The organism is Parasediminibacterium schistidii (genome assembly GCF_046546515.1).
Lineage (GTDB): Bacteria > Bacteroidota > Bacteroidia > Chitinophagales > Chitinophagaceae > Parasediminibacterium.
Map to the genome: position 1 here is coordinate 221771 of NZ_JBKHKJ010000003.1, position 25024 is coordinate 246794.

15 protein-coding genes are annotated in these 25024 nt (G+C 41.5%); 7 read left to right on the plus strand and 8 right to left on the minus strand.

What is annotated here, in order from left to right; genetic code table 11:
* Positions 1-12 precede the first annotated feature (12 nt).
* The 3 genes from ACHFIY_RS02945 to ACHFIY_RS02955 form a co-directional block, all read right to left on the minus strand.
* Positions 13-1011 (minus strand): hypothetical protein, encoded by a 999-nt coding sequence (locus ACHFIY_RS02945; RefSeq protein WP_410844560.1) that lies wholly within the window; start codon positions 1009-1011, stop codon positions 13-15.
* Between the two features lie 44 nt (positions 1012-1055).
* The gene (locus ACHFIY_RS02950; protein ID WP_410844561.1) at positions 1056-3206 is read right to left on the minus strand and encodes a glycoside hydrolase family 3 C-terminal domain-containing protein; all 2151 of its coding nucleotides are present in this window, start codon (positions 3204-3206) and stop codon (positions 1056-1058) included.
* A 464-nt stretch (positions 3207-3670) separates the two neighbouring features.
* Positions 3671-5875, minus strand: a complete 2205-nt coding sequence (locus tag ACHFIY_RS02955) for a B12-binding domain-containing radical SAM protein (protein WP_410844562.1) — start codon at positions 5873-5875, stop codon at positions 3671-3673.
* A gap of 261 nt (positions 5876-6136) precedes the next feature.
* On the opposite strand from ACHFIY_RS02955, the gene ACHFIY_RS02960 reads away from it, so the two are divergent.
* Positions 6137-12436 (plus strand): T9SS type A sorting domain-containing protein, encoded by a 6300-nt coding sequence (locus ACHFIY_RS02960; protein ID WP_410844563.1) that lies wholly within the window; start codon positions 6137-6139, stop codon positions 12434-12436.
* Positions 12437-12629: 193 nt separating this feature from the next.
* On the opposite strand, the gene bioA is transcribed toward ACHFIY_RS02960, so the two are convergent.
* Positions 12630-14003: an adenosylmethionine--8-amino-7-oxononanoate transaminase gene (bioA, locus tag ACHFIY_RS02965; RefSeq protein WP_410844564.1), complete on the minus strand. Its 1374-nt coding sequence runs from the start codon at positions 14001-14003 to the stop codon at positions 12630-12632.
* Positions 14004-14319: 316 nt separating this feature from the next.
* Here bioA and ACHFIY_RS02970 point away from each other — a divergent pair, with 316 nt between their 5' ends.
* Entirely contained in the window at positions 14320-15747 is a 1428-nt protein-coding gene (locus ACHFIY_RS02970) for a DUF5723 family protein (protein WP_410844565.1), read from the plus strand.
* 82 nt (positions 15748-15829) lie between these two features.
* Here the strand turns inward: ACHFIY_RS02970 and ACHFIY_RS02975 are convergent, their stop codons facing one another.
* On the minus strand, positions 15830-17026 hold the full coding sequence (locus ACHFIY_RS02975) for a hypothetical protein (protein WP_410844566.1): 1197 nt from the start codon (positions 17024-17026) through the stop codon (positions 15830-15832).
* Between the two features lie 287 nt (positions 17027-17313).
* Here ACHFIY_RS02975 and ACHFIY_RS02980 point away from each other — a divergent pair, with 287 nt between their 5' ends.
* The 4 genes from ACHFIY_RS02980 (at position 17314) to ACHFIY_RS02995 (ending at position 21869) form a co-directional block, all read left to right on the plus strand.
* Positions 17314-18000 carry a response regulator transcription factor gene (locus ACHFIY_RS02980; protein ID WP_410844567.1) on the plus strand — a complete coding sequence of 229 codons (687 nt, stop codon included), beginning with the start codon at positions 17314-17316 and terminating at the stop codon, positions 17998-18000.
* A gap of 15 nt (positions 18001-18015) precedes the next feature.
* Positions 18016-19383, plus strand: a complete 1368-nt coding sequence (locus ACHFIY_RS02985) for an ATP-binding protein (protein ID WP_410844568.1) — start codon at positions 18016-18018, stop codon at positions 19381-19383.
* A 359-nt stretch (positions 19384-19742) separates the two neighbouring features.
* Positions 19743-21155, plus strand: coding sequence for an FAD-binding oxidoreductase (locus ACHFIY_RS02990; protein WP_410844569.1), 1413 nt, complete (start codon positions 19743-19745; stop codon positions 21153-21155).
* A gap of 66 nt (positions 21156-21221) precedes the next feature.
* Positions 21222-21869, plus strand: coding sequence for a hypothetical protein (locus ACHFIY_RS02995; protein ID WP_410844570.1), 648 nt, complete (start codon positions 21222-21224; stop codon positions 21867-21869).
* Here the strand turns inward: ACHFIY_RS02995 and ACHFIY_RS03000 are convergent.
* From ACHFIY_RS03000 to ACHFIY_RS03010, 3 genes are read right to left on the minus strand one after another with little or no spacing between them, the layout of a single operon-like run.
* Positions 21838-22398, minus strand: a complete 561-nt coding sequence (locus ACHFIY_RS03000) for an LOG family protein (RefSeq protein WP_410844571.1) — start codon at positions 22396-22398, stop codon at positions 21838-21840. The genes ACHFIY_RS02995 and ACHFIY_RS03000 overlap by 32 nt on opposite strands.
* A 46-nt stretch (positions 22399-22444) precedes the next feature.
* The gene (locus tag ACHFIY_RS03005) at positions 22445-22846 is read right to left on the minus strand and encodes a hypothetical protein (protein WP_410844572.1); all 402 of its coding nucleotides are present in this window, start codon (positions 22844-22846) and stop codon (positions 22445-22447) included.
* A 4-nt stretch (positions 22847-22850) separates the two neighbouring features.
* Complete coding sequence (locus ACHFIY_RS03010) at positions 22851-23303, minus strand: hypothetical protein (RefSeq protein WP_410844573.1); 453 nt, start codon at positions 23301-23303, stop codon at positions 22851-22853.
* Positions 23304-23515: 212 nt separating this feature from the next.
* Here ACHFIY_RS03010 and ACHFIY_RS03015 point away from each other — a divergent pair, with 212 nt between their 5' ends.
* Positions 23516-24775 (plus strand): metallophosphoesterase, encoded by a 1260-nt coding sequence (locus ACHFIY_RS03015; RefSeq protein WP_410844574.1) that lies wholly within the window; start codon positions 23516-23518, stop codon positions 24773-24775.
* The last annotated feature ends 249 nt before the right edge of the window (positions 24776-25024 follow it).

Genomic DNA, 25024 nt, shown 5'->3' on the forward strand with positions numbered 1-25024 from the left:
GCCTGAGCCGGATTAATGTGAATATTTGATACTACCTGGCCATTCCCATTTCAAAAGATCATTACTCCAGGCAATTCCAATCGATGAATTTCTGTCAAACCCTCCCTCCAGTTCACTTTTAGGACCAGAACCATGAAAAAACATTAAATACTTTCCAAAATGATTATCCTTTTTCAAATTAAGGACGGCACCAGCAGTAATTCTACCCTTTGCCCAATCCCATTCATTTTGCCCTAATGTAATGAGACTTCCCCAATTAACCCAATTTTTTAAATCTGAAGAGCGTTTAATAGCTATACCATTTGCAGGAGAATGCACTAAAGTGTATTGACCCTGTTCAACTAATACACATACATTTTCACCTGATTGTACAGATCCAACAAATGTCCAATTTTCAAAATTATAACTGTAAGACATGCTTACGCCATTTTGTTTAAAAAAGCACCACCATTTCCCTTTTACATCTTTATCCTCGACCAAATATGGATCAATCATCCTTCCCATATCAGCAGCTTTTATGCCTGGTCCTTTAACTTTTAATATTTCTGGCTTAGTCCACTCTATTAGGTTTTTGCTTCGCATTATGAATACCCTTGCATCATTCGTTCCAAATCGTGGTTTGTCTTCGGATGTGTAATTGGGTCGTGGGTATGTTTGCAAACATAAAATCCATTCATTTCTATATCTAATAATATTTCCAGGACTACAAAAATCCAATGACTGATCCCGAGGTGTAATAATCTTAATGGGACTCCAATTTTTCAGGTCATAAGATGTGCTAAAGGCAGTATATGAATATATCAACCCTTTTTCCGTTTTTACTAACGTGAAAAACAAGTAAAAAACATTTTCGTGAAATAAGATGGCAGGGTCACGGAATGCTGTAGTATTATCACCTTTAAAAATAATGGGGGATTCTAAAGCTCCTAATAATTTAGATTGTGCTTTTATAGAACAGGCAAACCTGATTAAAAGTAGGAATGTAAAAATTCTTATATTGATTTTGCCCATTTTTATCTTTTAAATCCTAGTGTGCCATATTTTTATTTGCTCTTCTATAAACTAACCCCCCCACTCACTACAATCGACTTTGAAGAACCGCCTACTTCTATTGTGTAGTCGCCTTTTTCAGTTGCCCATGCGTTCTTGTCTTCGTCGTAATACTGGAAAGCATCTTTTCTTAGTTGTATGGTAACCGTTTTTGTTTCCCCAGGTTGCAGGAATACTTTTTGGAAACCTTTCAGTTCTTTTTCCGCACGGGCAATGGCTGTTTTATTTTTATGTACATACAACTGCGTTACTTCCCCGCCATATACTTTGCCGGTGTTGGTAATGGTAAAAGTGGCCGTAACAAGCCCGGCTGCATCTTTGGCTACTTTCAGGTTTTTGTAGGCAAAGTCGGTATAAGAAAGCCCATGGCCAAAAGCAAATTGCGGCTCTACTTTGTAAGTGTCATAATAACGGTAGCCTACAAAAATACCTTCCCTGTAAACTGCTACACCATTTTTGCCGGGGAAATCGCCCATTTTGTGTGCAGGCACATCTTCCAGCACTTTAGGGAAGGTAACAGGCAATTTGCCCGAAGGGTTTATTTTACCAAAAATTACTTCTGCCAAGGCTGTCCCACCTTCCATGCCACCGTACCAAGCTTCTATTATGCCTTTTGTATTGCCCACCCATTGTGTCATATCTATTGGCCCGCCACCTATCAATACGACTATTGTATTGGGGTTGGCTTTTACTACCGCTTTAATCAATTCATCCTGGCCAAAAGGCATTTTCATGTCTGGCTTGTCCACGCCTTCTGCATCAAAAGCATTATCATCCCAAACAGCATAGTTGTAGCCATGCGCCCAACCGCCTACTACTATTGCCACATCCGATTTTTTGGCAGCTTCCACAGCATCATTTATCATGGCTGTTGTTGGTGTGGCATTGCGGGCAATGGTATAGCCTTCGGCATAATTAAACACAATGTCTTTGGCTATGCTTTTCAATCCTGCCAATGGCGTGATTTCGTATAAGGCTTTTACCTGCGAACTACCACCGCCCATGGAGTTTTTACGGGTTGCATTGGCACCAATGATGGCAATAGATTTAGTTGTAGCCAAACTTAATGGCAAAATATGAGCTTCATTTTTCAACAATACTATTGACTCTTCGGCCACTTTTTTAGCCGTGGCAATATGTGCTGCCGAGCCATATTCGCCTGGGGAGGTTTTGCTGAACACTTCTGTTTTAAACATTACCCTCAATATCCGCCTTACCTTTTCGTCCACAATAGATTCTGGCATTTTGCCGCTTTTTACCAATGCCACTACCGTGTCGCCCAAATAGAAATTGGGGAAACTCATTCGTGGTGTGCCAATATCGCTGCCCATTTCCAGGTCGGTGCCGTTGTATAAAGCTTCCATCGTATTATGGACAGCTCCCCAGTCGCTCATTAAAACACCTTTGAAGCCCCACTCCCCTTTCATTATCTTATTTACTAGGTATTCGTTATGCGTGCAAAACTGCCCACGGAACTTATTGTACGCACCCATGATGGTGTTTACATCCCCTTCCATCACAGCGGCTTTAAAACCTGGCAGGTAAATTTCCCGCAATGCCCTTTCGCTCATTTGTACATCCACTGTACCCCTGTCCACTTCCTCGTTATTGGCCATAAAGTGTTTCACGCAGGCAGAAGTGCCTTGGCTTTGCACGCCTTTTATATAGCCCACCACCATTTTAGATACCAAATAAGGGTCTTCGCTTTGGTACTCGAAATTCCTGCCGTTAAGGGGCGAGCGCATGATGTTTATGCCAGGCCCCAGAATTACATTTTTGCCACGGTACTTGGCTTCGCTGCCAAGTACTTTGCCAAATTCAAAACCTAGGGAAGGATTCCATGTAGAAGCCAATGCCACGCCTACAGGAAGGTAAGTGCCAGAATCGTTTACATCTTTCAGTTCGCCCCATCCCCTGCCATGCTCCAGCCTTACGCCATGCGGCCCATCGGAAGTTACCAGTTCGGGTATGCCCAACCGTGGCACGCCCGCCGATGTAAAGGAAGAATTGGCATGTATCATCCTTACTTTTTCTTCTATTATCATTTTTTTAATCAGGGCATTTATCTTTTCTTCATTTTGGGAAGATGTTTGTGCTTTTGCTACGGAGATAAACCCTACGATGGATACAATGCCCACCAACAATTGTTTTTTCATACTTTTTTATCCTTTCTTGTTTACTTGTTTTCGACTATTTATGCAATCATTATTAGAAAAGTAAAAATACAGCGTGAACACTTTCGTGTAGTTATCTATTTGATTATAATAGGGTGGTATTTTGTTAATTGAAGGGGATTTAAACTGCCAAGCATAAAGTTTTCTCAAAGAAACATAAAGCAGGTTGTTATATCTTTTATAGCCCACCTTTCTCCTCATTATCCAGCACCTGTCCCGCTTTCAGCGGCTAGATGAAGATTGGGCAAAAGCGTAGTAACGTCTAACCGTTGTCCAAAACCCTACTTCCCGAAAGTTTAAAATTTTCGGGAAGTAGCCGTTTAAGCCCAGCTGGAATTGGGAAATCCCTCTTATATATTTAGGCGAGATGCGCTGGCCTAACATCTCGCCCAGCAAAGATGGGGTTACCAAAACTTAAAACTAAATAACAATATTCCATTCTATTTCTACAATCGCAGCAACCCAATCTTATTCATCGCACTAATGGGCTTATTGTCCCAGAATAATTCAAAGTCTTCCAGCCCGGCGGCTTCATAACTTTCTTTTACTTCTTGCAAAGTGGTGGTTTTTAAATGGCTTACGGATAATTTTTCCAATATTGTTGCTAGCCATTCCCCTTCTGGCAGGCTGGTTTTGATGTTGAAGGTTTCCTTTTTTGTTTGGAAAGTAAGGGATGCCATCTGCCACTGGTTGCCTTTTTTTGATTTGGTAAATTCTTCTACCAATGGGGCTTTGCCCAGCCAAACTATTTTGGCATTGGGTTTAAAGGTGGTGGGTTCTGCTTCTAGCAGGGCATTGACAATATAATCAGGGGCAATTTTTGTTTTGGGCACTTTAAAATCGAACCAGTTTTGCAAAGGGTCGTCCAAGCAAAGGTTGTGCATGAAATTCAGCAGCGACTTTTTTAGCCCAAAGCCAAAAGTTTCGTGGTCTGTGCCTGTGCTATCGGTAAATGCTATATCGTTGTTGGCAAAGCTGCCTAGTGTTTCTGTGTCCTTTTTTACACCGTATATATCGGGGTTCAGGCCAACGGGACTGTGGGCAGTCATGGCAAATTGGTGCCAGAAGGCAGACTGCAATACGCCCGCTTTAAACATTTGCCGCACCATTTCCAGCGAGTCGATAGTTTCCTGCGTGGTTTGGGTGGGGAACCCGTACATGAGGTAGGCATGTACCATGATGCCTGCCTCGGTAAAGTTGCGGTTTACCCTTGCCACTTGCGCCACGGTGATGCCTTTTTGTATTAATTCGAGTAAACGGTCGGAAGCCACTTCCAGTCCGCCAGAAACTGCTATGCAACCAGCCGCTTTGAGTAGCAGGCATAAATCGAGCGTAAAGCTTTTTTCAAACCGCACGTTTGTCCACCAGCTTACCACCAGTTTACGCCTAAGTATTTCCAAAGCCAATGCCCGCATGAGGGCGGGTGGGGCCGCTTCATCTACAAAGTGGAAACCGTTCTGGCCTGTTTGGGCTATGATGGTTTCCATGCGGTCGCACAGTATTTGGGCAGTAATGGGTTCGTAGCGTTGGATATAATCCAGCGAAATATCGCAGAAAGTACATTTGCCCCAGTAGCATCCATGTGCCATGGTGAGTTTGTTCCACCGGCCATCGCTCCAAAGGCTGTGCATGGGGTTTACTATTTCTATGGCAGAAATGTATTTATCCAGCAAAAAATCGCTATAATCTGGCGTTCCTACCTGACCTTGTTTATAATCAGTACAAAGCTGGTTGTTGAAATAAGTAACTTTTCCATCCACTAGCGTAAAACAGCGTTTAAGGGTTTCAACTGGGGCTTTGCCTTCTATATGGTAAATAAGGTTTTCTATTGGGGCTTCGCCATCGTCAAGTGTAATAAAGTCGTAAAACTCAAATACACGGGCATCGGATAGTGAGCGAAGTTCTGTATTGGCAAAGCCGCCGCCCATGGCCACTTTTACGTTTGGGTAATGGGTTTTTATCCATTGCCCGCAACGAAGGGAAGTATAAAGATTGCCGGGGAAAGGAACAGAAATAGCGACCAGCTTGGGTTGAACCTGCTGCATCCTTTCTGCCAGTATGGCCAATAACAATTCATCAATATAAGTATAAGGCTGCTGCAAGGCTTGGTACAAGCCATCGAAACTATTGGCAGACCGCCCGAGGCGTTCTGCATAGCGGCTAAAGCCAAAATGAGGGTCGATACTGGCAGAAATAAAATCGGACAAATCTTCCAAATACATGGTGGCTAGGTGCTTGGCTTTGTCTTGTATGCCCATGCTGCCAAAAGCCCAGTTAAGGTCGTCCAATTGGGCAAATCGGGATGCTTCGGGCAGTAAATCACGTTTGCAAATAAGGTTGGCCAGCGTTGGGTTTTTGCCTTGCAAGAAATGGACTACTTCGTCTATGGTGTTGATATAATCTTCACGCAGGGCGAATATCCTAGCGGTATTTTCTGTAAAAGGTGCTGCCCCTTCCCTATTTGCTGCTGTGTTGAACATTTGTTGCAGCCCTTGTTTGCTAAACAAGGCAAGGGTTACCTCTATGCCCAAATCTGCCTGAAAGGCAGTTATGTTTTTGGTATTGAGAAATCCTTTTAAATAGGCCGTGGCGGGGTATGGCGTATTTAACTGCGTGAAAGGCGGCGTGATAAGGAAAACAGTAGCACTCAAATTCAACTGAAAGCGTTTAGGTGCAAAAGTAAGTTATGAGTTATGAATTATAAGTTATGAATTACACTTACACTACAAATTCATCATTCATAACTCATAATTTATCCTCTGTTCCCAATCGTTCATTAGCTTACCCCATAGTCTTATTGGCAATCAAAACCATTTTTTGCATCATTCAGCAAAGTATTCTTTAAAAAAGGCAAATAATATTGTGTTGCTATATTCTTATTTAAAACGATTGTTAAACAAAGATTGCCATTTATGAAACAAAATTGCTATGCATTTTGCTGCCCATCCTTTTTGGACAGCGTTTATGTTGAAGCCAAGCTACTACCACGCAAAGGTTGCTTGGCTTTTTTATTGGGCATAATTGCCAGTGCCTTGCTAGGCTCGGCGTCCACTGCCCAAAACTATTACCCTGGAGGCTTGCCCGCATCCGTCATTAATGTATGGCATGATGCATCTGACCCCAGTAGCCTAACTTATAGCACTGGAATCACTTACGCTTCTACAGGATTAACTGGCAGCGGTACCATCAGCACCAATACCATTACTACCACTGCTACTGTAAGCGGGTTGGCAACGGGGAACATTGTCCGTTGGGGCAGCAACACGGTAGATTATACGGTACAAAGCATAAGCGGTACCACCATTACCCTTACATCGAACCTGTTGGCAACATTCTCTGCGCAAACCATCAACAGGAAAGACTCCAACCTACTAAGCCAATGGAGCGACAAAAGCGGCAAGAACATGCACGCAGTGCAGGCAACAGTAGGCTCCCAACCTATGCTGAACACTTTGAATGGCAAAAAAATTGTAGAGTTTAACGGTACTAAACTATTGGGTGTGGCCGACAATGATTACTTAGATCCTACCACGGGCTACAACCTAGCACAAGCTATTTATGTTTACAGCGATGCGCCTACTAGCGTTACGGATTTTAGAAATGGTACTTATACTAGAAACAATGGAGGTTTGAATACCAATACACCCACTATTGCAGTGCGATATAGTACTACGGACAGTAAATACGAAACTGGCTTATCGCAAAATAATTCTGGGATGATGATTACGAGTGTGGCAGATTTGCGAAACCAATGGAGCATGGTAGAAAACTATGTAACTGCTGGTTACAACAAAGCTTATGTTACCCTAAATGCAGGCACAACAGTTAACAATGGTATTTATACAGTAACTTATACCAATAATACCAACGCACTAACTATTGGCAACAGAACCACTTATCCTACAGCGGTACATTGGGGCGTAAGCGAAACCGTACTTACTGGTAGCCCTATTGGCAATGCTGGAAGAAAGATTTTAGAAAGTTATCTCGCTTGGAAATGGGGCATGCAGTCTAAACTTCCTAGTAGTTTACTCAATTTATTCAATCCATCCAATATTTCTTTCAACAATAAGTTAGTAGGTATTGGCAAAGAAGCCAATGGCGATAGCATTGTAACTACTGGTTCTAATGACGGGCTTGGGTTTACCAATACCAGCTTTCTAAAAGATTCTGGCGATTATATTATTGCTGCACACAATGGATTAACGGGTACAGGTAGCATTGCTACAGATTTCACACGTAGTAATAGGATATGGTGTCTTTCCAAAACAGATGCAAGCAACAATGGTGGGTTGATTAGTTTATTTTTCAATTTTACTTCACTTGGTCTTACGCTAGATACTACCAATAACTATTACAACATCCTGTTTAATGCAACTGACCCCACATTTGCTACAGGCACTAACTCTTTTATCACCACTAATTCTTTTACCCAAGATGGAAGCGGTACGCAACTATCTTTTTCTTTAGATGCAGCAAATCTTTCCTCAGGCTATTATACAGTGGTTTATACGCCAAAAGCAACCACTACTTATACCACTACACCCTATGCACCTGCTGGTTTGGCAAAAAGCCAATACAATTTGTGGTTTGATGCAAGCGACACTAGTACTATTACAGTAGCTGGTGGCCTAATTACCAAATGGGTTGATAAGGCCAACGGCTTGCAAGCATTGCCTTACGGCACTGGCTACAACCCTGTTTTGAATACACAAAATGGAAAGTATATCGTAGAATTTAATGGCGTAAAAGCATTGAGCATTGCCGATAACCCATTGTTGGACCCATCAACGGGCTATCATTTGGCACAAAGTGTTTTTGTGTACAGCGATGCACCCACTTCGGTTACAGATTCTCGGGTTGGTACTTACAGCCGCAATACGTTTGGATCCAACACCCCACAAATCGGCATCCGGTACAGTACCACTGATACCAAGTATGAACTGAATCTATGTAGAAACAATAGCTTTTACAACATTAATACACAGCCTGACTTGAGGAATACTTGGTCGTTAGTGCAGAATTATGTACCTATGGGTTATGCCAATATGTATATAGCCTTGAATGGCGGTGCTACCGAAACCGATACAGCTAGTTTTATTGATTTCTCTAGTGCCGCCAGTCTTGGTAATAGATATACTAGTGCTGCAAGTGTGCATTGGGGCATCGGCGAAACCTTGCTTACAGGTGCATCCGTGGGCAATTCCGGCAGAAAAATTATTGCGAGCTATTTGGCTTGGAAATGGGGTTTCCAATCCAATTTGTTTAGTGGGCAATTGAGCCTTTTCAATCCTTCCAACACAGCTTTCTCCAATAAATTGATTGGCATAGGCATGGATGGCATTACCGATAGTATCACTACTACCGCCACGCACGAGGGGCTAAGTATTGCGAATGGGAACGGTATAGCTGGCTTTCTTCGCGAAGCAGGTGATTATATGATGGCTGCGCACAATGCAGCTACTGGCACTGCCACAATCGGCACTTATTTCACCCGTTGGAACAGGGCTTGGTTTATCAACAAAACAGATGTGAATGGCTTTGGTGGAAACGTGAACCTCACTTTCGACTTTGCAGAATATGGGCTGAATGGCTTGGTAGATATGCTTAGTAAAAGCTACTATATACTCTATAACGCCACAGATGGCTCTTTTGCAAGTGGCAATAACTATATTATTCCAGTAAGCTCTTATCAAAAAAACAGTGGAACTAACCAAATTTCCTTTTTGCTAGAAGCGGCAAATTTGTCCTGTGGTTATTACACAATAGTTTATGGTGGCAATGAGAAACCTACATCTACTATTCCATTTGTTACCAATTTTACAGCACCTACAATTACTATTGCGCCTGCGCCATTGTTAACCAATATTGTAGCAGGCAATACTGTGAACTATATTAATTGGAATACGGATAGCATAGCTTATGCTGTTGCCTACTATAAAATTTATGTATCTGTGAACGGTGGTGCCAAAGTGCTGCTTGATAGCGTGCCCGCTACACAAAAAAGCTATGCACACTACAACCTAACTAATGGCAGCAGCTATGCTTATACTGTTACGGCCCTGTATGCATTGGGTAAGGAAAGTGTTGTTAGTAACAGCCTTGCTGGCGTGCCAACCGTAAATACGCCCACTTGGGCTGCTACCCCTATGTATGCAGGTACTGGCAAAGTAGTGATGAAGGCAGCCACAGCGTTTGCCAACCTGCCTTTCAAGTATTATTTTGAGGCGGTAGCCGGCGGTGGGCATACCAGCGGTTACATGGCAAGCAATATTTATACCGATACAGGTTTAACCAATGGCAATACCTACTCTTATCATTTCAAATACCAAGATAGCACAAAGGGCGTTTCCACAGAATCTGGTTGGTCATCTACAGAATCTGTAACGCTTGCCGATTCTGCCCGTGGAGGTTTTACGTACAATTTATTGTATTTAGACCCTACCACTATTGATGCCCCCAATGGTATTTTTCCAAGCATTGCCAATCCAACACAACAAGATACTACTGGTTTACGCTTTATAAAAAATGCGCCTGCATTCGGCATCCATCCAAGATTGTATTGCAACCCAGATGATACAACCGATATTAAAAACAGAATGCTCAACACTTATAGTGGAAGGGCGATTAGCCGTATTATACATGCCAATACTGTTTTGGTACAACTAGGCGTTTCGGGGTATAACAGAAATGCAGCTTACAGTAAAGATACCATGGGGATTCTCATTCTTAGTAATGTAGGCGCTAGCGATATAAAAAGCTATTACGATAAATTAGCCGTGGGCGATACCACAGGTTATTACAATCTATGGGGTGGAAATAATGTGAAAATTGCCTACCAACTAAGCTTCGAGGCTTATGAATGTTGGTTATACAAGGGTACTACTGATGTTACTACTGGCACTTCTTACACTAACCGTGCGGTTAAACTGGCAGCAGCCATCACCACATGGGCAAGGGCTACGCTTACAGACCCTAACCCTGCCAATGCTCTAAGCTATGACAACAGGGATAGGATTGGCGGCTACAACATGGCTTTGATATACGATTTCCTTTACCCACAAATGGCTGCTAGCCAAAGAGACACGATACGTTTGGTGCTTTCTAAAATAACATCCAGGCCATCAGACTTGCATGCTTATCAAACCCCGTCTTACACATTCATTAGCAACCATGCAACATTTGGCTACGAAATATACCCCAACCTTGCTATTGAAGGCGAAACAGGCTACACTACCAGTGCAGATAGTGGCATAAAAAATTGGTGTAGGAGTACCTTCAATTTCCTTAACAACGGCATTTATACGCAAACAGGTAATTTTTACGAGGCCATTGGCAAAGACCAAATAAATGGGGCATTGCTTGTACTACTTGCCAAAAGGGGGTATAGTTTCTTAGGGCATCCTTCTGTACGTAATTATGGCAAAAAATTCCTGCCAGCTATCACGCAGCCTTTCGGGTATTCCTTTGTTGGGGCAGATGTTTTAGGTGGCACCAGTGCCTATGCCAATACAGTATATGATCCTGCAACTGGTGACTTCCGCTTTAATAATTTAGATATTTTGGGACTTAAATGGAGTATGCCAAAAGACACCGCTATCGACTTTGTGTGGAGAAACTATATCCAAAAGCCCAAAGCCAATCAACCAGTTGTCAACAACTATTATTCCTATGTTACAATGAATGCCAGCCCTTCATATTTCAATTTTAATATACCGGGTGCCATTTTTGCTAACGATTATTTTTCTATGCCCTTCGCAACAGAATCGCAGGCTGCATACAATAGTAATAAGATGTACTTCGACTCCTTAGGTGGCTTTGCTGTTATGCGTAGTGGTTTCGATTCTGCATCGGCCACGCTGTTTTACCATAGCAGGCAAGACCTGGGTGGCCACACATTGCCCAATAAAGGCAACATTATGTATAGTGCCTTGGGCCGGATTTGGTTTCAATCGCCATGTACGAGTAATAGTAGTTCTCAAATTGCGTGGGTAAACACGTCCAATTCATTTTCAGGTGTTTTAGTGAATGGATATGGCCAATCATCCGATTCTACTAGTACTAGTTCAAGCACTAGTTTCCATACGCCACCCTCTAAAATGGTTGACTTTAAGAATACTACTGGCCTGCAATCTATTGCCAGCGATATGAAAGAGTCATTCAACTATTTATGGAGCCAAGGAGTGTTTCCTGCATCAATAGAAAACCCTAACCTTTTTGTGCCCGGCGCATTGAAAGTAACAGAAAGCCAAAATAGCTTCCGATATAGCCCGGGCTATTTCTTCGATAATTTTAGTTTTTACAATAGCCTTAGTTATGTGACTGGTATGCCTTACGACCAAGTTTATTACAATAAAACAGTTAAGATACCTTCTCCTCATATCGTACAGAAAGCATTTAGGACTGTTGCCTTGGTTCCCGCTTCCAAGCCTTATGTGCTATTGGCAGATGATGTGCAAAAAGACAATACTGTAAACAACTACAAATGGTTAGGCCAATTGGCCAAAGACTTGAATATTAGCAGTACAGTGGTGAGCCTAGTAGACAGCAATTACCGCAATGATATTATCATTAGCGAGCCATCTGGCACGGGCAGCCGAAAACTGCTGGTAAGAGTGCTGAACAACACGGGTGCCGTGAACCCTACTGTGCCAGGCATAACAGATTCGTTCAATATCCTTTCCACTAAAAGGTTGATATTGGAAAGCAATAGCGTTGATGCCAAGTTTAAAGTGATGTTATTTGCCTACAACACAGGCGATGCACTCCCCAAAACCAAGTGGAATGCAGCGCATGATACTTTGCAAGTAGGCTTTACAGATTCAGTAAAAACATTTGCGTATAAGCTAGATGCGAGCGGGCGTACCAATATTGTTTTGGTGAACACATTAGCCAATACTGGTTTTGCTGCCCCTGCAACAATTGCCCGTGTATTGCCCGATTCATTAAGTAGTAATGCAAAACCTGCTTTCGGGGTATATCCAAACCCTGTGGCGGGTGGTCGTGCCAATTTGCAATTGAGCAATATCAACAAAGGCATATATACCGTAAATATCATGTCTGCCGCTGGTATATTGGTAAAACAGATTACGCTTAGGCACGAAGGGGGCAATGCCCGCTTTCCCATTTCCCTGCCTTATTCTAAAGGTATATACCTGATAGAACTGAGTGGCACTAAAAACAGGTTTTCCAGTAAGATGCTGATAGAATAAGATTTCCGGTAATAATATGAAATTCGAATGGAGGCAGTTACAGTAACATGTAGCTGCCTCTTTTTTTACCATTGTTAAATGATTTGCATGATTTTTAATGATTGAACCCCTAGCCTGAAAGGCTTTTATTAAGATGATTTTCGCAAACCATTTTCTGTACAGTATAAAATGGAAATTGTGGCATTAACAATACTTACCCCAACAACTCTTCTAGCATACCATACACTTTACCCAGTTCTTCCAATGTAATACAATATGGCGGCATAATATAAACCGTATTGCCTAGTGGGCGGATGTATATGCCTTGTTCCATAGCTTTTTGGGTAATGGTGGTAGAAATATTATTTAGATAGCCATCCTGTCCTTCTGCTATTTCAAACGCTAGTATAGTACCTAGGGTGCGAAGGGACTCATGTCGTAAGTCGTAAGTTGGGCGAGATTTGGTCGGGAGTCGATCGGGAGTTGAGTTGGAATTGAGGGTCGTGAGATGGTTGGCAAAGACTTTGTTCTGGGTAGAAATCCAGTCTATTTGTTGCTGGCATTCGGGCTTTAGCAATAAATCAAGGCTGGCAAGGGCTGCTGTGCAGGCCAATGGGTTGGCTGTAAAGGAATGCCCGTGGAAAAAAGTTTTTAGCTTGTCGTCATTTACATAAGCCTGGTAAATTTTATCCGTACAGGCGGTGATGCCCAATGCCATGGTACCACCCGTAAGCCCTTTGCTAAGGCAAATGATGTCTGGCTTCTCGGTCATGTATTCACTGGCAAACAGTTTTCCTGTGCGGCCGAAACCAGTCATTACCTCATCGGCTATGCAAATGATGCCTTGCTGCTTTACGGCTTTTAATAGTTCGTCCATCCACTTGGCCTCATACATTTTTATGCCGCCGGCACCTTGTACCAATGGTTCATAAATAAATGCAGCAATTTCTTGCCCTTGGCTTATAACTATTTGTTTAAGCTGGCTAATATTATCCGCATTCGGGGTATCAATAAATATAACTTCAAATAGTTTGTCGTGGAAAGCAAGCGTAAATACGCTTCGGTCGCTCACGCTCATGGCCCCAAAAGTATCTCCGTGGTAGGCATCGTTGAAAGCGAGGATTTTGGTTCGTTCACCGTTGAACGTTGACTGTTGACTGTTGACTGTAATTTGTTCACTGTCAACTGTCAACTGTCCACGGCTATTATTCCACCAATACTGCAAAGACATTTTTAAGGCTACCTCGGTAGAGGTACTGCCATTGTCGCTATAAAATATGCGTGCAAAATTGCCGGGGATTATCGGCAACAAACGTTCTGCCAAGGATACAGCAGGCTCGTGGGTAAAGCCTGCAAATATTACCTGCTCCAGTGTAAGTGCCTGCTGGTACAGTTTTTCTGCTATGTATGGGTGGGCATGGCCGTGTAAGGTTACCCACCAGCTACTAATGGCATCTATGTATTCATTTCCCTGCTCGTCAAATAACAATGTCCCTTTTCCTTTTACAATAGGCACGGGCGGCTGCCTGTTTTTTTGTTGTGTGAACGGATGCCAGATAACGGCATGGTCCCTTTCCTGCAATGTCATGGTGCAAAGGTAAGTGGTAAGTGATAAGTCATAAGTGGCAAGTCATAAGTAGTAAGCAGTTTATAGTAAGAAACTAAAGTATATTGTTCACAGCTAAAGCTTGCTACCAAGATGATAATCTGTTAATTAATTACATAATGGCTGCCAACAGGCAGCAATCATCTTTTAATTGGCTTCTATTTTGCTAATACTATTCATCAAAGTTGCTTCCGAGTAAAATGCTTGCATTTTAAATACAGGCAATGTATTTAACCCTACATTTTTTGAACGATAGATGCCCTGCCATATGAAAATTGCAAATTGTTTTATTGCTTTTATGCTGTTCTTTTTTGCTTTTCAGGATGCTGCCGCCCAGGCTTATAATGCACTAAATGGGTCGGCTTATGGCGGGGTATTAAGTAATTTTACAAACCCTGCAAGTGCCATTAACACGCCTTTTAATTGGGACATTTCCATATTGGGTTGGCAAACGAACACAGCCAACAATGCAGCCAGCATCAGCAACCTGATAACTGCTAACCTCAATAAGGCCAACATTAAAAAAATTATCGTGCAGCCAACCGAAGGATATAGTTCACGGAGCATAGACAATGATGCTGATTTCCACCTGCTGAATTACAGGCATAATATTGGGACAAAAGGCTGCTTTTCCATTGGGCTAAGGGCAAGATCCTATACCCACGCCGTAGCTGACCCATTTAGCTATACCAATACCATTAGTGGGCTGTACCCTTTTTTGCAATATAATGCTTACCGTAGTTCCACTCCTTTTAATGCCAGCATTTACAACGAGGCATGGCTTGAAACCAACATAAGCTATGCGGTAGTGCTGCAGGAAAATGAAGGTTCTAGGCTTACAGGCGGCATTACGCTTGGTTTATTGCGAGGCTTGTCTGGCATTTATGGCGCTATTGACAACCTAACTTATAAAACGAGTACCACAGGTATCCATTCGCCCACTAGCAACACAGGCATTATTGCTTTGTACTCGGCCAATTACTCGGTGCTGGACGAGCGAGATGGCGACTTGCAAAACATCCTTCATTTTAAGTCTGCTGCTAAGCTAAGCATTGGTGCAAGCATTGGGCTTGAATACCTAGTGAAGGAAAATGTAGTAGAAGAAGCCTATAGCCCCGACCACTATGCTTTGAAAATTGGGGTAAGCATCATGGATATAGGGCAAAACAGGTTTAGCACTGGCAAGTATTCGTTCCGCCTGCAAAACCCCAAGGCTAACGCTACCGATACGGGCTTTGTGCATCAACTAGCCACGCCTACTGTGTATGGTGGGGCAAAAGAAATAATTGGGAGCAAATTCAACGACACATTTTCTTTAGCCCCTAGCTATACCATGAGCCTGCCCACAAGGCTGGTGCTATCAATAGACAAGCCGCTTGGGGATAATTTCTATATCAATGGCATGGCCACTGTTAACTTTTACCAATCGAATGCGAGCGATATGTATAAAATAAAAACCAATGAACTAAGCCGCATTGCGGTTATGGCACGCTGGGAAACAGAAAAATGGGGGGCTTATATGCCCGTGCAATATACTGCCATGCACCAAATACTGGTAGGTGCTGCCATAAAGCTTGGCCCATTACTAATGGGCTTGCACAACATCAACTGGCTGCAAAGGACCAAACTGGAGGAGCTGAACGGAGGCGGATATTTTGCGCTGCACTTTACGCCACCAATTAGAAAGCGGCATCATCAATGGGATTGCTATGATGGACCTTTTTAGTAAAGCTATACCTGCATTTTGTTGCTAAAAGAATATGTGGCAAGCCTACGAGGCTCACGACTTATGACTGACGTCTGACGACTCACCGCTCAAAATACGCCAAGCTGCCCCCTACCCAATCTTTGTCTGCATTGTAGCGCACGCCAATCATTTTGCCCTTGCTTAGGCGAGCCAGGTTGTTGGCAGGTATGGGGCGGGTGGCATTTTTTTCCCAGAAGTAAAAAATACGGATTTCTGCCTTTGCTGGTGTGCCTGGTGTTTTTATTACATCGGCATATTTCACTTTGCGTTGCAGTATCCAGTTTTGCGGGTCTTTTACAGCGGCAATATCTTCGGGCGTTACATCTATTACCACCCCTTGCCCCGCAAAAGAGAAAAGGGGTTTTAAAACATAATTTTCCAGGTCGGCAGGTATTTCCTTTACCTCGTCCAAAAAAGTGGTTTTAGGTATATAAGGGTGGTTCAAAAAAGGCAGGGTGTATTTGCTTATTTTATAAAACCATTTAGGGTGTGGCACCCATTCCACATCTAGGTCTTCTAAAAAAAGGTTGCCCTTTTCCCTCACTTCTTGGCTTTGCTGTTGAAGTTCGTCAAAAATGATACGGTTGTAAATACGTTTTATCAATGTTTTTGTGCCATTGTTCATGTAAAACAATTGGTTGCATTCTTTTATTAGCTTGGTTAAGCAGACTGTTTTTATGCCAATATATTCTTTCGTGGCATAAAAGTCTATCCTTGTTTTTTGGGTTTCAGGGAATATGTCTAGTAATATCACATGCTCTTTGGGGCAATCGTCTAAGATTATATCTGACAGCAGTTTCAGGTAGCTCTCCTTATTCAGCCCACTCAGGTATGCCGAATAATTGTCTGGTATGTCGAAGAATTTCCTAGTTACCTCATCGTGCCAAACCTGATACGCAAACAGCGACGGAAAGCCCTGCATTTCTACCAACTGTGGTTCTATTTCTCCAGCTTCATTTTCGCAAACGCCAAAATCAAAAGCAATAAAATGCGTGTATTTACTGTTGTTGGGCATTTGCAAATCGGCTGGCACTGCATTTTTGGTAAGCGCGCTAAAATTGGGCTGTGTTATTACATCCACAATGCTTTCACAAGCCTCAAGTATTTTGTCGGTAAAAATTTTGTCAACCAAAATAGGCGTTTCCGCTACCCTAAATTCTATAGTGCCTGGATATTTGCTGTCCAGTTCTTCCAAAAAAGCCGTATATTTTTCCGGTGTAAAATGGCTATTGAACCATTCCCTCAACTTAGCTACCATGTTTGTATATTTATCCGCTTGCCGAAAGTAGAAAATCCCACGCATACCCGTGGGTTAAATTAAAATTATGTAATAATAACATTATTATCAATCCCAATAAATTTGTGTTATTAAGTTTACCAGCAATATTGAAATTGCTGGTAATGAAAAATGTTAAAATACAAGTAAATAAAGATGGTTTTGCAATGAAAAAATATTTTTTTTATCGCTTTTGAATGAAAGCAGGATAAAAAGTTGTCAATTTGTAGTTGTATGCAAAGCGGCAGTGCATATTGTAAAGTAATAAAATGGAAAAAATATATCGGATATTGTTAGTGGAGGATGAACCAAAACTAAACCAGGTAATAAAAGAGGAATTAAACAGGGCAGGATACCAAACAGACGTTGCCATAAATAGCATTGAGGCAGAATCGCTTTTTAAAAGAAACAGATATTCGCTTGTTTTGCTGGATATTAACCTGCCGTACAAAAGCGGGCTTGAATTGTGCAGGGAATTTAGGGAAGCCAATAAAAAAATTCCCATCATTATGCTTACGGCCTTGGGCGAAATTGACGACAAAGTAGGGGCTTTTAACCTAGGGGCAGACGATTATATTGTAAAGCCATTCCACTTTCAGGAGTTATTTGCAAGGATAAAAGTATTCTTGAAACGTTTTGACAAGCAAACCGATGGAGTGGGGCAAATAGTAGTGGAGGATTTGATTATTAACCTAGAAACCAAAGTGGTATCAAGGGGCGACATTGCCATACCATTAACCGCCAAGGAATTTGCCTTGCTTACCTTGCTTTGCAAAAACAGGGGCAGGGTTATTTCAAAACAGGAAATAATGGAAAATGTATGGGACGTAAGCTTTGACACTGGCACTAACACAATTGAGGTATATATTAGTTTCCTCCGCAACAAGGTTGACAGGCCTTTTTCCAATAAGCTCATTTTTACAAAGGCTGGCTTTGGCTATTATGTAAAAGAATAAATACAACTTGTAGCAATGAATTTGAAATTGCGTTTCGCCCTTTTTTTTACATTCTTTGTTGCCTTAATACTTTTGGTATCGTCTGTAACTATTTATTTTTTATATAAAAATTACCGAGAGGAGGATTTTTACGTACGCCTCAAATCTCGTTGCACAGCTCTAATAGCCGATTACAAAACGATACAATCTGACAATGCTTCCCTTTTGGCCATTAAACCAGCAAGGAGAACCATGTATAAAGAACAGTTACTACTGATAAAACCACCCAATACCGTTGTTTATAGGGAAACTGATACGGTAAAGCTTTCAGTAACAGAGCCGTTGCTACAAAAAATAAAAGAAGCCAAAGAGCTACATTTTATGCAAGGCGATTTGGAGTGTATTGGTCTTTATTACGAAGACCTTGATATGTATTTGATAGGCACCGCCATAGACAGGGTGGGGCTTAGGAAACTTGCCAATTTATTTTACATATTGGCTGGCGTGTTTGGGGGTGGGTTAATCATTACAGCTATCACTGCATTTTTTGTGATGCAACAGGCTTTTAAGCCGTTGATACGCCTTGGTGCCCAGATGGAACTAACTACCACTGCAAACATGGCCGCAAGGGTGGACGAAGGCGGGGGAAAAGACGAAATAGAGCAAATTGCCCGCAACTTTAATGCCATGCTAGATCGGCTGAACAATGGTTTCGAGATGCAAAAGAGCTTTGTGCACCACGCATCCCACGAATTGCGCACACCTTTGGCTACAATGCTTTCACAAACAGAATCAGCTTTAAGCCGTGACTTGGCAAATGATGAATACAAAGCGTTGCTATATTCGCTGCAGGAAGAACAGACAGAACTAATAGAACTTACCAATTCTTTATTGCTGCTATCGCAATTTGAGAAACTAAGCTATTCCTTCAATTGGCCACTATTAAGAATAGATGAACTATTGTACGAAAGTATTGCCATGTGCAAACGGCAGTTCCCAGAAATGGAAATTGAAATATTTTTTGAGAAAATGCCAGCTGAGGAAACAGAAATGCTAGTAAAAGGGAATGATGCATTGCTAAAATCGGCATTTAGGAACCTCATTAAAAATGCTTATTTATATTCCGCTGACAAAAAAGTGAATATAGCCATCAACCCTTCGCCAGGAAAAATGGAGGTTTCTTTTATAAATAAAGGATTGCAGCTAACGCCAATGGAAATAGAAAAAATGTTTATCCCATTTTTCAGGGGCAGCAATGCATCTTTAATCAAAGGGTTTGGGCTTGGCTTGTCCATTATCAACAGGATTACCGAGATACACCGTGGCAAGTTGGTTTACAATGCCATGAAACCAGATATAAACAAATTTGCCATCAATTTTTATTTAAAACCTGAATTGGTTTAGGGGGTATTGTTTACGCCCGAATTGCATACGTCCAATCAAACCGTATTAATTTCTTTATCATTTATTTTCAAAAATCAATAAGCGAATTTAGTGATTTGGTACTACTAACCACATCGAATATACTTTTTTTGCCACAAAGGCACAAAAACACGAAGAAGCAAAAAGAAAAAGAAGGTAAAAGTTATTGACAATATAATTTTTACCTTTTTTTCTTCTTCCTTTAAAACTTTGTGCCTCTTTGAGTCTTCGTGCCTTCGTGGCAGATTAACCAAACTTACACTTGAGTAGTAACCTTTTCTATTATCACCTGTCAATTACCAATTAGCCTACATTTGCAAAATTCAAAAAAAGTATATCAGGTGGCAGTACAAGGATTAGTAACAGTAGAGCGTTTAATAGAACTAAAAGCAATAGTGGGCGAGCAATATGTGTTTGCAGATGAAGAAAACTTGCAGCATTATGGGCATGACGAAACGGAAAAACTTTTGTACCTGCCCGAAGTAGTGGTGAAACCCCGCACCCCAGAGGAAATTGCCTTCATCATGAAAATGTGCAACCAATACCTGATACCTGTTACGCCCCGTGGTGGCGGCACTGGTTTAAGTGGGGGCGCATTGCCCCAGCTTGGCGGCGTGTTGCTAAGCACAGAAAGGCTAAACACCATTATAGAGATAGACGAAAGGAATTTACAAGTAACAACAGAGCCTGGTGTAATAACCGAGGTATTGCAAAATGCGGTAAAAGAAAAAGGCTTGTTTTACCCGCCCGACCCTAGCAGCAAAGGCAGTTGCTTTATTGGTGGCAATATTGCCGAGAACAGTGGTGGCCCCAAAGCGGTTAAATATGGCGTGGTAAAGGATTATGTGCTGAACCTAGAAGTGGTATTGCCCACTGGTGATATTATCTGGACTGGCAGCAATGTTTTAAAAAACGTAACAGGCTACAACCTCACGCAGCTATTGGTAGGCAGCGAAGGTACATTGGGTATTGTAACTAAAGTGGTTTTTAAGCTTATCCCCTATCCAAAATACGATTTACTGATGCTAGTGCCTTTTAACGACTTGGAAAAAGCAAGCGAGGCCGTAAGTGCTATTTTCAGGGCCGGGTTCACTCCAAGTGCCTTGGAGCTTATAGAGATAAACGCACTGATGATTGTAAGCAAAATGGTTGAAAGCCATGCCGTGCCTGTAACGCCAGATATAGCAGCCCATTTGATTATAGAAGTGGATGGAAACAACATGGATGTGCTGATGAGCGAGATGGAACAAATAGCTGAATTAATGGTGGAATATGAAGGAGGCGAGGTATTTTTTGCAGATGATGCCCAGCAAAAAGCGGAATTATGGAAGCTACGCCGCCGTGCCGCTGAAGCCGTGAAAAGTGTTGGCTACACCATAGAAGAAGACACGGTAGTACCTAGGGCAAACCTGCCAGCATTGATAAAAGGGGTAAAAGCCTTGGGTAAAGAGCATGACTTTAATGTGGTGTGTTATGGCCATGCGGGTGATGGCAACTTGCATGTGCGCATCAACAAAGAGGGTATACCCAATAGCTTTGGTAATGAGGAAATGAACAAGACCCTGCGTGCCTTATTTGAACTGGTATATAGCCTAGGCGGCACCATTAGTGGCGAGCATGGCATTGGGTTAATACAAAAAAGCTATATGGATATTGTGTTCAAAGAGGCCAACCTGAACCTGATGAGGGGTATTAAAAAAGTGTTTGACCCTAATAATATATTGAATGCAGGCAAAATATTTGATTTAACCTAAAATTATACCAGCACAGCAGCACTTGTTTAATAAAAGTGTCAACTTTACCCTACTATACCCTTAATTATGAAAAAGATACTTTTTGCCTTGGTGCTTTTATACAGTTCTACTTATTGTTTTGCCCAGGATGAAAGCAAAGACAGCACTACTCATCATGCAAGAAAGGACGAGGAAGATGAACCAGGGTTTGACAAAAGCCGCATTTTTGCTGGGGGCGGCATTAGTTTAGGCTACGGCACAACTAACAATGGAGATTATACAACAACTACTAGTTTTAATATTGGTGCTATACCTGAAATTGGTTACTCCGTTTCAGAATTATTAGATGTTGGCATTGCTACCAGCATTAACTATTATTCTGTAAGCAATTCTCAATATACAAATACAAAACAACATACTGTAAACACAAGCCTCGGTGCATTCCTTAGGGTACACCCCTTCAACAATTTTTTTATACAGGCTATGCCTGAAATAGACTGGAGCAGCAATAAAATTATTTACAACGACCAGTCGGGCAAATACAGCTACCATTCCAACAGTTTTTTGGTAGGCATAGGGTATGGGCAAAGGATTATTGGGCAAAGTTATTTTTATACCCTGTTAATGATTGATTTGCTAAAAGAGAGGAACTCGCCTTATGTTGACTATACAGGGCAAGTGCTGCCTGTGTTACGTGGGGGCTTCAACTTTTATCCGTTTCGAAAAAGCCGATAATAGCTTCTGGCGTATCTGCTACAATAATCCTTTCCCGCCAGTTTTCATGCAAAAAGCCTTGTTCCTGCGAATGGTTTATATGAGCCAGCAAATGGTCGTAATACCCTGCCGTGTTCAGCAATATTATTTTTTTTGAGTGGATTTTCAAGGAGTTCCAAGTTACCATTTCAAACAGTTCGTCCATTGTGCCATTGCCACCGGGCAAGATAATGGCTGCATCGCACAAATCGTACATCATCCGTTTACGCACGTGCATATCGGGTACTATCCGCAAGTCGGTAATATGCTTATGCCCTTGCTCTACATTTTTTAGTAGTTCAGGTATTACGCCAATCACGTTGCCACCACCTTTCATCAGCGTGTCTGCTATTGCACCCATTATGCCAACGCTGCCGCCGCCGTATACAAGCGTGATGTTATTGGAAGCCATCCATTCGCCCAGTTGTATGGTATGATTTAGGTACAGCGAGTTGTTACCCATCCTGCTGCCGCAGAAAACAGCAATGCATTTGATTGACAATTGATCCATGATTGATAATTAGGCTGGGAATATACAAACAAAAATGTCATTAAAATTAATGAAGCCCCGTAACATTATGCAGGAAATAGCCTGAAAAAACAATCAGCACCAGCATTACCACAATAAGCAGGATTAACAGAATGCCATAAATCCTAAAGTATAGCCTAAGGCTATTAAACCCGTCATTCATAGTTATTTGATCGTTGTTTTCTATTCCTTTTGCCACGTCCCGCCCAAATGCAAATTGAAAATAGGCACAAAAAAATGTAAATGCTAATAGCGCTATTTCTGTAATAATGTTTTTATTTTTCATTAATGCCTCAATGATGGATAAGCAAGATGACAAGACAGATATCAAAGCGACAGCTTTGCCCCAATTAGCCGAAATTTTTAAATCCTGCTCTACTTTTGGGTTAATCTCCAATTTTTCAAGTCGAGAAGTGTTAATATTTTCCATCTTTTTACAAAAGGTTTGAATATTTCAAAATCGATATTATTTTAAATAATGTGAACCCAATACCTGTAATACCAGATATTATACAACAAATTTTGAGGGCTACAAAACCATTCTCCAATGCCTGTTGGTCGTTTTGTTTAATAGCCCTGCTTATTTGATTGGGGAAGCGAAGGATTTGACAAAGATAAAAACCAAAAGCCACTGTTATCAAGATAATTATTAACCAAATGACAAAAGATTTTCCCTGATAAAAAACCCTAAACTGAAGAGGGAGATATTGCAACATAGTATTAGCAAAAGCAGCAAAAAGGCATACATACAGCAGCCAAAAGCCAAATAAAATAGAATAAACAATAGCAATAAATTTTGACCATCTTGCAGATTCTTTAAGGGAGTCCTGTGCATCAAAATCAATTTCTAGCTCAAAAAGAGAAAGGGTTGTGGTTAATTCTTCCATAAACAGTAGGTTTATAGAATAAATGTATAAAAAAAATCAAAAAAACAATATTTTCTTTTCTCAATCGTTAGTTAGGAAGTAGGCAGGGCAATAAATAAACAAGTTGTACAATTTCTTTATTTAAATATTTAGGTTGTACACTTGCAGCAATAACAAAGTTTCAAAAACGGCTTTTTAAAGGTTATTGATTTTTTTAATTAATTATAGAATACATGAGAAGTGGCATAACGTGGTGGATAGTTGCATTAATAATGTTGCTGCTGGATATATATGTGTACCAGGCTATTAAAACAGTAAGCCAAGGTGCTTCCCCCCTATCAAAATCTGTTATACAGTTTGTGTATTGGGGCATATCTATTTTAATGCTCGCTAGCCTTGTGTCATTGCCTTATATACAAGCTTTGCAAACAAGCAAAATATTCCGCAATTATGTGTTTTCCATTTTGATGGGCTTATTTTTAGCGAAGCTGATTGGCTCTACCGTTTTTTTATTAGACGATATACGAAGGCTATTTACATGGATAGTGACACAATTTGCCACAACCCAGCCAAATATTGCCACAGGGGAGCATATAGCCATACCCAGATCTACTTTCCTTAGCTGGCTGGGCATGGCACTCGGTGGCACTTTGTTTGGCACATTACTGTATGGCTTTGGCAACAAATACAAATATCAAGTAAAACGCATCCCACTCATATTCCCAAGTTTGCCGCAAGCTTTCAAGGGGCTTAGGATTGTGCATATCAGCGACATACATAGTGGCAGCTTTACCAACAAAGCGGCAGTGAACCATGGCATAGACATGATTTTGAAAGAAAAGGCAGACCTGATACTTTTTACAGGCGACTTGGTAAACGACCGACACGAGGAAATGCTTGAATACACCGACATATTCAGCAGGTTAACCGCCCCCATGGGTGTTTACAGCACACTTGGAAACCATGACTATGGCGATTATGTTGCTTGGCAAAACAACACAGCCAAGAAAGAAAACCTGGAAGCACTGAAACAAATACAAAAGCAAATGGGCTGGCGGCTGCTACTGAACGAACACATTATTTTTGAACGTGGCAACGACAAAATAGCCCTGCTGGGTATAGAAAACTACGGGGCAAAAGGCCGTTTTGCCAAATATGGCAAGATGCAGGACGCACACCCAGGCACAGAAAACATTCCTTTTAAAATACTCATGAGCCACGACCCTAGCCATTGGGATGCACAAGTAACAAAAGACTATAAAGACGTAAACCTGATGCTTAGCGGCCATACACACGGGATGCAGTTTGGTATAGAGAACCCCTATTTTAAATGGAGTCCCGTGAAATGGATGTACAAGCAATGGGCTGGCCTATACGAGAATGGCTCTCAAAAACTGTATGTGAACCGTGGCTTTGGATTTATTGGCTACCCCGGCAGGGTTGGCATTATGCCCGAAATTACGGTGATTGAGCTAGTAGCTAGTAGCCAATAAACAGCTGCCCTTTACAATTTTAGCCAATGCGTCCAAATTAACAGTTTTGCCGCCGTCTTACGCATTTTTGTTACTTCTTCTTCGATTCATTAACATTTAGCCACATAAAAAAACAAATTTACACTATCTTGTTAAGACATAAAAAAAAGGCCTTTGGCATTACTGCCCACGGCCTTTTTAAGCATAAACTACACCTTTATATTTACTAGTATTAGGAAATCCACTTTATCTGTTTAGGCGACATTCCTT